The organism is Kurthia sp. ISK08, assembly GCF_046159805.1.
Taxonomy (GTDB): domain Bacteria; phylum Bacillota; class Bacilli; order Bacillales_A; family Planococcaceae; genus Kurthia; species Kurthia gibsonii.
On the sequence record NZ_JBJXHL010000001.1, the window covers coordinates 1 to 12,508 of the forward strand.

At 35.9% G+C, this 12,508-nt stretch carries 15 protein-coding genes; 3 read left to right on the forward strand and 12 right to left on the reverse strand.

Features of this window, described 5'->3' with window-relative positions; translation table 11 throughout:
• Positions 1–299: 299 nt before the first annotated feature.
• The 7 genes from ACKVQX_RS00005 to ACKVQX_RS00035 form a co-directional block, all read right to left on the reverse strand.
• Complete coding sequence (locus tag ACKVQX_RS00005; RefSeq protein ID WP_409135897.1) at positions 300–1,151, reverse strand: VOC family protein; 852 nt, start codon at positions 1,149–1,151, stop codon at positions 300–302.
• 112 nt (positions 1,152–1,263) lie between these two features.
• Positions 1,264–1,839 (reverse strand): YpjP family protein, encoded by a 576-nt coding sequence (locus tag ACKVQX_RS00010; protein WP_068454093.1) that lies wholly within the window; start codon positions 1,837–1,839, stop codon positions 1,264–1,266.
• 151 nt (positions 1,840–1,990) lie between these two features.
• Positions 1,991–2,551: a VTT domain-containing protein gene (locus ACKVQX_RS00015; RefSeq protein WP_087682589.1), complete on the reverse strand. Its 561-nt coding sequence runs from the start codon at positions 2,549–2,551 to the stop codon at positions 1,991–1,993.
• Between the two features lie 76 nt (positions 2,552–2,627).
• Positions 2,628–3,335 (reverse strand): hypothetical protein, encoded by a 708-nt coding sequence (locus ACKVQX_RS00020; protein ID WP_087682590.1) that lies wholly within the window; start codon positions 3,333–3,335, stop codon positions 2,628–2,630.
• Positions 3,336–3,452: 117 nt separating this feature from the next.
• Positions 3,453–4,250 carry a class I SAM-dependent methyltransferase gene (locus tag ACKVQX_RS00025; RefSeq protein WP_068454102.1) on the reverse strand — a complete coding sequence of 266 codons (798 nt, stop codon included), beginning with the start codon at positions 4,248–4,250 and terminating at the stop codon, positions 3,453–3,455.
• Entirely contained in the window at positions 4,238–4,678 is a 441-nt protein-coding gene (locus tag ACKVQX_RS00030) for a BrxA/BrxB family bacilliredoxin (RefSeq protein WP_068454104.1), read from the reverse strand. Before ACKVQX_RS00030 ends, ACKVQX_RS00025 begins: the two co-directional genes overlap by 13 nt.
• A 110-nt stretch (positions 4,679–4,788) precedes the next feature.
• Positions 4,789–5,403, reverse strand: coding sequence for a hypothetical protein (locus ACKVQX_RS00035; protein ID WP_087682593.1), 615 nt, complete (start codon positions 5,401–5,403; stop codon positions 4,789–4,791).
• Between the two features lie 121 nt (positions 5,404–5,524).
• Between ACKVQX_RS00035 and ACKVQX_RS00040 the strand changes: the two genes are divergently transcribed.
• Positions 5,525–6,031 (forward strand): DUF4352 domain-containing protein, encoded by a 507-nt coding sequence (locus tag ACKVQX_RS00040; RefSeq protein WP_068454111.1) that lies wholly within the window; start codon positions 5,525–5,527, stop codon positions 6,029–6,031.
• A gap of 188 nt (positions 6,032–6,219) precedes the next feature.
• Here ACKVQX_RS00040 and ACKVQX_RS00045 read toward each other — a convergent pair whose 3' ends face one another.
• The 3 genes from ACKVQX_RS00045 to hutG form a co-directional block, all read right to left on the reverse strand.
• Positions 6,220–6,636, reverse strand: coding sequence for a GNAT family N-acetyltransferase (locus ACKVQX_RS00045; RefSeq protein ID WP_068454114.1), 417 nt, complete (start codon positions 6,634–6,636; stop codon positions 6,220–6,222).
• 182 nt (positions 6,637–6,818) lie between these two features.
• A complete protein-coding gene (gene gltS / locus ACKVQX_RS00050; protein ID WP_068454117.1) occupies positions 6,819–8,000 on the reverse strand; it encodes a sodium/glutamate symporter in 1,182 nt (393 codons plus the stop codon).
• 1 nt (position 8,001) lies between these two features.
• Positions 8,002–8,949: a formimidoylglutamase gene (gene hutG, locus ACKVQX_RS00055; RefSeq protein ID WP_087682596.1), complete on the reverse strand. Its 948-nt coding sequence runs from the start codon at positions 8,947–8,949 to the stop codon at positions 8,002–8,004.
• Positions 8,950–9,076: 127 nt separating this feature from the next.
• Here hutG and ACKVQX_RS00060 point away from each other — a divergent pair, with 127 nt between their 5' ends.
• Together ACKVQX_RS00060 and ACKVQX_RS00065 are read left to right on the forward strand one after the other, a co-directional pair.
• A complete protein-coding gene (locus tag ACKVQX_RS00060) occupies positions 9,077–9,964 on the forward strand; it encodes a LysR family transcriptional regulator (protein ID WP_068454123.1) in 888 nt (295 codons plus the stop codon).
• Positions 9,965–10,039: 75 nt separating this feature from the next.
• Positions 10,040–10,531 (forward strand): hypothetical protein, encoded by a 492-nt coding sequence (locus ACKVQX_RS00065; RefSeq protein ID WP_068454126.1) that lies wholly within the window; start codon positions 10,040–10,042, stop codon positions 10,529–10,531.
• 42 nt (positions 10,532–10,573) lie between these two features.
• Here ACKVQX_RS00065 and ACKVQX_RS00070 read toward each other — a convergent pair whose 3' ends face one another.
• The gene (locus ACKVQX_RS00070; RefSeq protein ID WP_068454129.1) at positions 10,574–11,464 is read right to left on the reverse strand and encodes an ABC transporter permease; all 891 of its coding nucleotides are present in this window, start codon (positions 11,462–11,464) and stop codon (positions 10,574–10,576) included.
• A gap of 14 nt (positions 11,465–11,478) precedes the next feature.
• The gene (locus tag ACKVQX_RS00075) at positions 11,479–12,483 is read right to left on the reverse strand and encodes an ABC transporter permease (protein ID WP_087682597.1); all 1,005 of its coding nucleotides are present in this window, start codon (positions 12,481–12,483) and stop codon (positions 11,479–11,481) included.
• Between the last annotated feature and the right edge of the window lie 25 nt (positions 12,484–12,508).

Consider the following 12,508-nt stretch of genomic DNA (forward strand, 5'->3'; position numbering starts at 1 on the left):
CTACTATACCAAGCATAAATTTCAATCAGATGTCAGTTCATTTTCACGCATGTTACAGCAATGTTACATACCATGGTATAAAATGGATGTAGTTTCGCAATTTTAATGGATTTTTTTCATAAATCGCGTTATATCAATATTTTAAGTGTTCCATTTTTTGGTATCTATATTTGTTTTTTCGACATTTTTCAACAAAATAAATAAATAAAAAACGTGTATTTTCTATCGAAATACACGTTTAAAATGAAAATATGTTGTTTATAAATGCCCAATTGTTACAAAGAGCCTTTATTTTATCCTTATATTGTAAATTTCACTTCAATTCCATTTGGTTCAATGATTGAAAAAATGTTTTCTTGTTCTTTTATTTCCATATTTTGCTCAACAAAACGTTTTTTTAAGTTTACCGCATAGTCTTGATCCGGTAATTGAACTGTATAAGATTGAATACCTACCGCATCTTTTGGTAAAGCATCTGCTCCTTCACTATGCCATGTATTCAAACCAATATGATGATGATAACCACCTGTAGAAATGAATAACGCTTGTCCACCGTAACGTGAAACAACGGCATAATCTAATAACGATGTATAAAAATCTTCCGACTCTTGTAGATTGCGCACAGATAGATGAATATGTCCCATTACTGTATCTATTGGTAAACCACTCCACGTACCATCTGCCTCACGTAATACAGATTGGAATTGTACAGGGTCTGTTGTCATGTAAACTTGTCCGTTCGAATCCCACTTCCACGTATCAGCTGGTCGATCAATATACATCTCAATGCCATTACCGTCTGGATCTGATAAATAAAGTGCCTCACTCACATCATGGTCTCCCGCACCAATCTGAACATTCTTCTGAATAAAATGCTGAATTAAGTTTCCTAAATCTTTTCTACTTGGCAATAATAATGCAAAATGATACAAACCAGTTGCGCCTCTTACAAACTGAGCATTCGGTACTTCTACTAATGTAATCAGTGCGTGCTGACCATCTGCTGTTAACGTAACTCGTCCTTCTTCTTGTTGTAAAACACGAAAACCAATAATCTCCGTATAAAAATCAATCGAACGCGAAAGATTTGAAACTTTTAATGTAACGTTTTGAATAAATAAATTTGGTTTTTGATGAAATGTTGTTGGCATATAAATCCCTCTCTCATTAACTTACTTTATGTAACTTACTATATATTAATAACTTAAAATTAGCAATAAAAAAATACCAAGCGATGAATCGCTCAGTATTTTTCTTCTATTATTAAGATAACCATTTAGGTGGCGTATTTTTACTCCAATAAACATCCCCAAGATTATGATGTGTTGCAAATTGATCTTCAGCTGTATGGTAGTGGAAGTTGTAGTAATACCCTTCTCCTGGGCGATTTTCTGTTCGCACGTGGAATCGAATTAAGTCTTTGCCGGTTTGTTCATCGTAAATATTGAACATCTTTTCAGCATAGTTGCCACTTGGATTTTCGGTAATTGCTAGCTGCTGTACTTCTGCGTTCGTTACAGTTTGATCAATAGCTTCTTGGATTTTCGGAAAAATATGTGTATCAAAGTCTTCCTGAATTTTCGGTCCGATACGAGAACCGAATTTTTGATAAGCCTGTTCTTTGGCTTCCACAATCAAATCAACTTCTGGTTGTGTTGGTTCTTCAAAAGTTGATTCTATGTAGGTGGAGTGTTGTGTATCCTCGCCAATATTTTGTGACTTAGCACTTGCCTGTTCATCACTTAAAATATTATTCCAAATGGTATGACTTGGTGTAATAACACCTAATGTTACTACTGCTACCGCTGAAACAAGAAACTTTTGAATCCATTTCTTCATAAAATCACCCTCTTTTTTATTAGTCGTTCACCTGATTTGTCTCTATTGTACAATAGACTGAAAAATATTTATAAGAAAAACCCTCAATACTTTTTAGAACGCACTTTTCTACAGAAAAGTTGCAATTTACTGACGATTTTTCTAGCAAACTTTATGAACTTCGCCCAACTACACCTACTTTTTTCATTATATAGATGAGAACACCTAAACCTAGAATCGTGACACCAATTTTCCATTCAAATGATAGGTGAAGCAGTTGATAAACAGATAAGCTTTCAATCACAATGGCAGGAATCTTCCCAATCATATTCGCAATAAAAAATGTGAAAAATGTGGTTTGTCCAACTGCCGCTACAAATGTCACAAGCCCAGATGGAATGAACGGTAAAATACGTAAAGAAATAATGAGAGCAAAAGCCTCTTTTTGATTGGCCTGTAATAATTTTTGAACTTTGGGATATTGAAAAGCACGTGTATCGTTCAATCGTTTAAAACCTTTGCGGTATAAGAAGAATGATACGGTCGCACCTAATACTTCTCCTGCGAAGGATAACAAGAGACCACCCCAAAAACCAAATACAATTAAATTGGCTGCTGTTAAAAATACACTCGGCACTACACCTAATATACTAATAGCTACACTTAAAAGTAGACTAATCATAATCGCTACTTGGGGATTTGTTTGAAATAATTCAATAATAGCTTGCTGCATCGCTTCCTCCTTACGATAAAAAAAACTGTAAACAAACTGATTCATTCGGTTTGCTTACAGTTTCATTTACTTCTATTTAAGCTTCTAAACTTAATGAGTCCAGTCGAAGCATACTTCCTGTTGCTAAATTTTGAATATAGAGCGTAACAAAAATGGCTTCTATCTGATGTGTATGCCACTTCACCTGTAGTCGATATTTTAATTGATCAAAAATCGAAAATAGATTAGCAAAGTTCTCATCAATATCTTCTCGACGTACGAGTGTCGACTTCAAAAAATAGTGTTCTGTATTCGGTTCACTTAATACAAGCGAAGGTTCAGGAACATCTAACAAAAAGCATTCTTTAGGATACTCATTTAAGTGTGGAACATCGTTCGTCCAATATGGCGTTTGTTCCGAGTTTACGGCTGTTTTAATTTTTCCATATAGTTGATAATCTTTTAACGAAAATTCTTTCGTGACAAGATCCATTTCGAAAGGTCCTACATTTGTTTCGATTGTAATTTTCGAATAATCTTTATAAGAGGGATATTGTTGAAGTAGTGTTTGCAAAGTGGCCGTTAACCCTAAAAAGCATAGATCCTGTTCTTTTTTATGCATGTAAAAAATTGCGCGAAAGTCTGCTGTGTCAGATGGAAAAAGAAAAGCAATCTCTTTCTGTTTATTTTCTTTTACAATCTGTTCACGTTCTTCTTTTGATAATTCGCTTGAACATAAAATTACCGTTACATCATTCTGTCCATTACAACCTTTACGAAGAACTTGGTGCTGTACGTACTCCAAGCCAAAACTTCCTTCCTTTACATATGATTATATTTAGTATAAATAATCTTCAGGACTTAAACAAATGAATAATTTCATACAAATACATAGTAATTATATATTATATATAATGCTTTTTCATCCTATTTTATAAATACCGAAGTGGAATTTTGTATTTTTGCGTTCAATTCTTTGGAAATGGAAATCTTCAAATAAAGTAGAACGGTAATGTGCCTTTAAAACCACACTTCTTTTTGCCACTCGTTTTGCTTCCGTCATCCACTCTTCTGTTACCACATCATGTACACCTGCTTGTCGAAGTGGCTGAAAATGAACTGATTCTTCGATTGTTTCTTCAAACATTGGATCTAAATAGACCACATCAAAGGTATTGTCTCGTAAGGTTTTTAAGTAGTCTACTGCATTTTGCGAAACGACTTCAATACGACGCATATTTTGAAGAAGTGATAAACCCTCTGATTCGAAATCATAGTGTTGTAAACCTTGTTTCACGATAAAAGCCACATTAGGATTCGCTTCACATCCCACTACACGTCCTTCTTCTCCAACAACTACTGCCGCCATCATACTATCGGTTCCAAGTCCTAATGTACAATCTAAAAATGAATCACCCTGCTTTAATTCTGCAAGTTCTAATAGTGGATCTGCTTGTCCCTTTGCAAGTCTTTTCACACGAAAAGCAGCCGAACTCGGATGGAAAAAGAAAGGCTCTTTTGCGCCATAAGCATAATACTCATAGCGATTTTTCCCTGCTACAATCACATTTGCTTCGTATCGTTCTGCTATTTTTTGAACCGATTTTTTATCGCGCGGCACAACATCGATTTGTAACGTATGACCAACAAAACGCGCCTTCTCAATAGAAAGCGCGTCTGGTCTACCACCTGTAGTGGCAACAGTTCTTATTTTGCACATACTTGTTCTAATGCACCTGCTAAATGGTCACGAACTTCTTCCATCATATGTCCTTCAATTTGTTCACGTGGAATGAAGTAAGCAAGGTTACCATCTTTCCAAACAGCAATCGATGGTGAGCTTGGTGGCACTTCTTCAAAGAATGCACGCATTTGTTCTGTTGCTTCTTTTTCTTGACCTGCAAACACCGTTACTAAGTGGTCTGGTTTGTTCTCTACTTGCTGTACTGCTTCAATAACAGCTGGACGCGCAAGACCTGCTGCACAACCACATACTGAGTTAATCATAATTAATGATGTACCTTTTGATTCTTGCATATGTTCTGCTACTTCATCAGCAGTTAATAATTGTGTAAAACCTGCATCTACTAATTCTTGACGCATTGGCGCAACGATTCCGCGCATATATTCTTCATAAGCATTTGACATATTGATTTCCTCATTTCTACATTGTAAATCAAACGAATTTATTTACATCGTTTCCACTATGATTATAGCATGCTATTTATATAGAAGAAACTCTATGAACTTTTATCATTTTATTTGATTAAATAAGACGTTGAGCGCATTTTCGATGCACCATTTTCACCATTCGTATACGTGTGTTTGATGATTCCTTTGCCTTTTGCCCAATACTGCACTAATTTTTCTTTTTTATTAGCTTGAACAATTTTTACGACATTTTTATATTTCTTGCCTTTTATCGTCATATTTACGTTTGTTGAAGCAACTACATTGTGATACTTAGCTGTTGGATAACCTTTCAGTTTAGCATAAGTTGTAAACTTCATTCCTTTTTTCAATGTCGCTGGTAAGACCTTACTCTCCATACGATCAATCTCGCCATAATTATTTTGATAATCAATCGTGTGAATACCATCTTTTTTCACAACATATTTTAATTTTGAAGACACATATGTATTATATTTTTTCTTTTTATAATCATATTCATATGTATGCCAATATCCTTTTTTAAATACCGTTTTATATTTAAAACGATAATTATCTAAATAGTAACCTGTACCTTCTTTGTAATGACTTTTTTGTGTACTTGGTAAATAATCACTCGACTTTACAGACGTTGCAAATGCTTTTGTTCCATACACTAAAAAAACCACCGTCATACAAAATAGTGTTAATAATAACTTCTTCATACGCTTCCTCCTAACATTTAATTATTATTAATTTATCATATTTAGTAAAAAATTACTTGAAAATAAAAGAAATGTTTATAGATTCAGAAAATGAGGGATAAATTAGAAGGAGGTCATGTACATGAAAAAATTATTAATTCCATTACCTATTGTAGCTGCTCTATTTTTAGGTGCTTGTAGTGATTCATCAGATAAAAAAGATGAAGGTACAAAAACGGAAGTAAAAAAAGATGATGAAACAAAAGATGTGACCTATCACAAACTTGGTGAGAAAGTGACATTTGAAGATGTGGACTACACATTAAAATCAGCGAAATTGTCTGATAGCGACCCTTATGGTAAACCGAAAAAAGGGAAAATCTTAACACTTGATTTTAACGTGAAGAACAACTCTGATCGTAAAGTTTATATTTCATCTATGTCATTCCGTTTATACAAAGACGGTAAAGAACTAGACGCTTTTTATGGTGGAGCAAAACGCTTAGGTGGCGACTATGAAAAAGGAGCCGATGTAAACGGTGCAATTCAGTATGATGTAGAAGGTGCTGGCAAATATACAGTGAAGTATCTACCCGCGGATGCATTAGATGCCAAAGATATTTACTGGGAATTTGAAGTAAAAGAATAATTATGTAAAAGACTTTGGCTTGCGTGCTAAAGTCTTTTTTGATTACACGCCTGTTTGTAAATAATTTACAATTAAATAAATGAGTAATACAATGAGCACCATCCCGAATAATTTACGAAGCATAACCACATTCCCCCAACCGCTATTCGTATTACTGTTCGTATTCTACATAAAGCAGCTCAATTCCTTTATTCTAAGCGCATTAAATGATACGGTGGATTCGCATCAACTTCTTCCACTGTATAAAAGTTGTTTTTTAAGTAAAATTGTAAAGCGGCTGTATTTTTGCTCACACACTTTAATGTGAGTGGTGTTCCAAAACGCTTAACCGCTTCATCAATAAGTTGTTTACCAATTCCTTTTCCTTGCGCATCATTTGCGATAAAAAGATGATGTATGAATTGATCTGGTTCATAAATTGCCAAAAATCCTTGAAGTATACCTTTTTCATCTTCTGCAACAAGTATAATTTCATCCTGTGTTTGCAAATCAAAATCTTGTAGCTCAAAAGATGCTCCATCTTCCCAAAAGAAATGCTTTGTTCGTACTTCTAAAAATAATTGTTGAAGCGACTGACGATCTTTTTCTTGAAATAATCGAATCATAGTGTCTCTCCTTTTTGTGTATTGTATTATGCATGGTTAAGATTCCCTTTCAACGAGTCACTTTCCCTTTCGCGCGCGGATTTGTCCCTTTCAACGAACAGGATTCCCTTTCACGCGCAGATTTGTCCCTTTCATTCAGTAATCAAAAAAGGAACCGCACCACGATGCGATTCCTTTTCATTTTATTTGAATAAGTTAATCGTTGCAATGATGATTGGCATACCAAATACGTCAATCAAGAATGCTCCTACAATTGGAACGATTAAAAATGCTTTTTGAGATGGGCCGAATTTCTTTACAACTGCTGACATGTTTGCCATCGCATTTGGTGTTGCACCAAGTCCATGTCCTAAGAAACCAGCAACCATTACAGCTGCATCGTAGTTTTTGCCAAGCGCTCTGAATAGCACAAAAATCGCAAAAACAGTGATGAATACGACTTGAATGAATACAATACCGACGATTGGAAGTGCTACACCTGCTACTTCCCAAAGTTTGATACTCATTAAAGCCATTGATAAGAAAATACCTAATGAAATATCGCCAATCAAATTAATCTCTTTCATATTAATGAAGCCTGGTTTTACGCGGTCCATTACATTACGTAAGATGACAGCTGTAAACATCGCACCAACATAACCTGGTAACACAAAGCCCGTCGCATTTGAGAATAATTCACCTAAATACGTACCGACTGCCATACTGAATGTAATTAAGAATACTTGATTCATAAATGACTTTTCAGTTACAGGATGTTCGTATTGCTCAACATATTTTTCTTCTGGTACTTCTACCGGTTTTAAATCAAATTTTTTCACTAAATATTGAACAACTGGACCACCGATTAAACCACCAGCAACTAAACCAAGTGTTGCGGCTGCTAAACCGATTGAAATCGCTGAGTCAACGCCTAATCCTTGTAATGTTTCACCGTAAGCTGCAGCTGCTCCGTGTCCGCCTTCCATTGACACAGCGCCTGCCATTACACCTAATAATGGCTCTAAACCGAATAATTTAGCGAAACTAACGCCGATGACATTTTGCATAAGTGCTAAGAAACCACAAGCAATCCAATAAATAATTAATAATTTGCCACCTAAGCGTACCAGTCTAAAACTTGCGCCTAAACCAATCGTTGTGAAGAAGGTAATCATAAAGATACTTTGTAACGATGTATCTAATGCAATTTCGACAACGCCTGTTGCTTTTAAAGTTGTCGCAATGATTGCGAAAATTAAACCACCAACAACCGGTGCTGGAATACAGAAGCGACTTAAAAAGCCGACTTTACGAACTAAAAATGTACCTAATAAAAACATCGCTACTGCAATGAATAATGTTGTAATTTGATTGACTTCTAACATATTATTTCCCCCTTGTGATTCCGATCATCGCTTCATTTGTTAAATAGGCTCCCAACTTAACTGTAATCCCCTCTGAGTCAAGTGCTGGATTCACCTCACAAATGTTGAAGCTTGTTGTTTTTTCGTGTTGTGTAACGAGTTGAATAATGGAGCGAACCATTTTCGGATGTAGCCCGAATGGTGACGGCGCGCTAACCCCTGGTGCATGTGCCGATTCAATGACATCTGTACAAAGCGTAAGTAATACAATATCACATTCATTTGCAAAACGGTCGAATTCTACCGAAACATCTGCTAACGTCATCTCATCTTCATATAAATACGTCACGCCTAGCTTATCTGCACGATTAAATAATTCTCTCGTGTTACCATAGCGCTGAATACCGCAAACAAAGTAAGAAGCATTTGCATCTTCATCTAAAATTTGTTTGAACATTGTACCAGATGAAGGTTGTTCATCGTAACTTCTTAAATCAAAGTGTGCATCAATATTCACTAAACCGATTTTAGCATCTTGACCGTATGCTGCACGTACACCTAAGTAATGTCCATATAATGTTTCATGTCCACCGCCTAAAACGATACATTTCGCATTCGTTTTTAGTGCCTGCTGAACAGCGTCTCCTAATTGTTGTTGTGCTTGTTCAAGTTTTTGTCCTTCACACACAATATTGCCAACGTCCACAATATTCTGAATATGTTGGTCATTCTTCGGTAAGCTTGCAAGACCTTTTCGTAAAGCATTTGGCCCTTGTGCTGCGCCAAGTCTTCCTTGATTACGTCTTACTCCTTCTTCACAAACAAAACCCATTAAGACAAGGTCTGCTGCATTATGTTCAAGCTCATCGATTTTCTTCTGTGTGACAACTTGATGTAAACGAAAACTTTCTTCATTTACTTCGCTATCAACACGTCCATTCCAATAAGCTGATACTTTCGAATCATACATTGGCTCTCCCCCTTTAAAACTTTTACATGAAAGCGTATTCTTAGTATAATTTCTGTTATATATAATTACTAATACTGATTTTGTATATATTTATAGTTTCAAACTATAAATGAAAGGGATGGTTCACTTGGATTTAAAGCAATTAACGTATTTTGTGACAGTAGCCAAAACACTTAGCTTCTCAAAAGCTGCGCTCGGGCTACATATTTCACAACCTTCTCTTAGTAATTCCATTGCGAATTTAGAAAAAGAGATTGGAAGTTCTTTATTTGAACGAACGACTAGACAATTAAAATTAACAGATACAGGTGAGTTACTACTTGAACGTGCGACTTCCTTACTTGAACAGTTTTCAATTATGAATGAGGAAATTCAAGATATTGTACATGGAGAGGAAATCGAGATTGTATTTGGCATGATTGAATCGGCACATGGCTGGTTTACAAAGGTTATGTATGATTACGCAAAGAAATATCCAGCTGTTCAATTTTCAGTGATTGATACACTGTATAACACACGTGTTGTAACAGCTCTTGAGAAATATCATATTCACGCAGCGATTTCGAATCATCGCATTCAAAGTCCTTCTATTACAGGGATTCAGCTCTATACAGAACGCTTTGTTGTTATTTTTCAAAAGGAGCATCCACTCGCTAAAAAAGAACATATCACATTGAAAGATTTATGTGATGATTCTCTTATTACAGGGATGCCGAAATTTGAAACATGTAAACAGATTTTAAGTGCTTTTGATAAATTACAATTAACACCTAAAATTGACTATCAAATTGAACGCTTTGAAATGGCGAAACTTCTTGTGAATGAAGGACTTGGTATTAGTATTTTGCCTGAAAACTATATTAAAAATGCCTTTCCCGATACACTCGATTATCGTGTGATTGAAGATAATATTTTAGCTCGTCCTGTCTTTTTATACTATTTAAAAAATCGTCGTTTTCCAGGTTCTGTCCTTACATTATTTGAGGAAATTCAAACCTTCACAAAAATGCTATAGAAAGTTGAGGGAGAGGGGTTTTTTACTCGCTTTCAACTATGTTACGCTAGGTATATTGAAAAGGAGACGGCATGTATGATTAATAACTATGAAATTTTACAGTTTATGAATAAAAATAAACAATATAAAGGTTATCAAGTAGCACAAACGGATTCAAAGCAAGTTCCGGGTGCCAGTCATTTACTATTTAAAGCAGGTGTCGATCGTTTTTTATTCGTGCGGATTATTGAACCAACACGTGATACACCGACAACGGATAAAATTTTAGCGATTGAAGAATTAGCATCTTATAAATTTTCCGAGTTTGAGACGGTGAAATATGATCAGTTTTCGTTATCACAACGCTACACATTTACACGTCCAAATGGTGAACAATTAATCGTTAAAACATGGGTATCTTCTGCAACACTTCGCTCTGCATTACCTGATAAAGTAAAATTAATCGTTGTCGACCGTAAATGGTATAACCGTATTGTAGGCTTCCGTTCAAAAGATCCATTACATATGGTTATTGCGACAGCAGTTTACGCAGCGATTATCTTTTTATATTTCAAATACTTTTTCTAAAAATAAAAAGGACTCGGATTATGCCGAAGTCCTTTTTTCGTATTAATTTTTCATTTTTGGATCAAAAGCATCGCGTAAACCATCACCCATTAAATTGAAGCCGAGTACCGTTAGCATAATCGCAAGACCTGGGAAAATCATCGTCCAAGGTGCATTGATTAAATAAATACGCGCATCTGCTAACATTTTCCCCCATTCAGGTTGTGGTGCTTGTGCGCCAAGACCTAAGAAACCAAGTGCGGCTGCTTCAATAATCGCTGTAGCAATCGCCAGCGTACCTTGTACGATAATCGGTGTCATGGAATTAGGTAATACATGCCCCCATAAAATACGTGTATCACGCATTCCGACCGCACGAGCAGCTGTAATAAATTCTTCTTCTTTAATGCTCAATACTTTAGAACGAATAAGGCGACCAAAGTTTGGTACGTTGACAATCGCAATCGCTAGTAGTGCATTGAATAAAGATGGTCCGAGTGCTGTGACAATTGCAATCGCTAGTAGAATACTTGGGAAGGCAAGTAAAATATCAAAGAAACGTGAAATAATCGTGTCTACCCATCTTCCATAATAACCTGCTAAAATTCCTAATATACTACCAATAATGATAGAAAGTGCAACAGAAGCAAAACCTACTAATAGAGACAGTCTTGCGCCTAAAATAACGCGTGAAAAAATATCGCGTCCAAATACGTCCGTCCCAAACCAGTGTGCGCTAGAAGGTGGTAAGAGTCGCAATTTTAAATTTTGTTCATTAATCCCTTGTGGTGCAATCCACGGACCGAAAATAGCAAGTAAGATGAAGAAAGCAACGATGATTGTGCCTACTACAGCTACTTTACTTTTCCGAAAAGTTCGTAGACTATCTTGGAATGGACTACGTGCCTTACTTTTTTCTTCTGGTAATTGTATTTCGGGTGTAATACCTGTCATGTTGTTCCCTCCTCTTAATCGTATTTAATACGCGGATCAATCACGCTATAAAGTAAATCAACCAGTAAATTAATCATGACGAATAAGAATGCTACAATAAGAATACCTGATTGAATAACTGGATAATCACGGGAACTAATCGCGTCGTAAATATAACGTCCAATACCTGGCCAACTGAAAATAGTTTCCGTTAAAATTGCTCCACCAAGTAAAAGCCCTGTTTGTAAACCAATTACTGTTAGTACGGGAATGACTGCATTTTTTAAACTATGCTTATAAACAACCCAAAACATCTTTTGTCCCTTCGCTCGTGCTGTACGAATGAAGTCCGAACGCATCACTTCAATCATTGTTGAACGTGTCATACGTGCAATTATTGCCATTGGTATTGTAGCCAAAGCAGTCGCTGGTAAAATTAAATGCTTCACAACATCTAAAAATTGATCAAAACGCCCTTCAATTAATGTATCAATTAAATAGAAATGCGTAATGGCTTCAACAGGATCTCGTGGATCAAATCGATTGGAAGTTGGTAACCAACCAAGTTCAACACTGAATGCCCACTGTCCTAATAAACCTAACCAAAAAATCGGAATCGATACACCAATTAGTGCTAAAATCATCGCACTATAATCAAACCATGAATTTTGGAACCATGCAGACACAATTCCTGCATTGACGCCAATGACAATAGCAATAACCATTGCAACAAAGCCTAATTCCATTGTTGCGGCTAAATATGGGTAGATTTCTGCACTAACAGCTTCACCTGTTTTAATCGACTCTCCCAAGTTACCTGTAAATAATTGTCCTAGATAATTAAAGTATTGTATGTACCATGGATTATCGAGACCTAAACTTTCTCGTAATGCAGCCACAGCTTCTTTACTTGCCTGTTGACCGAGGATGATTTTCGCTGGGTCACCGGGAATAGCTCGTACAATCATAAACACAATAAATGTCATACCAAAGAGGACAGGGATTAATTGTAAAAGTCGTTTTCCTGTATAGCGTAGCATACACGTTACCTCCTAAAATAATATG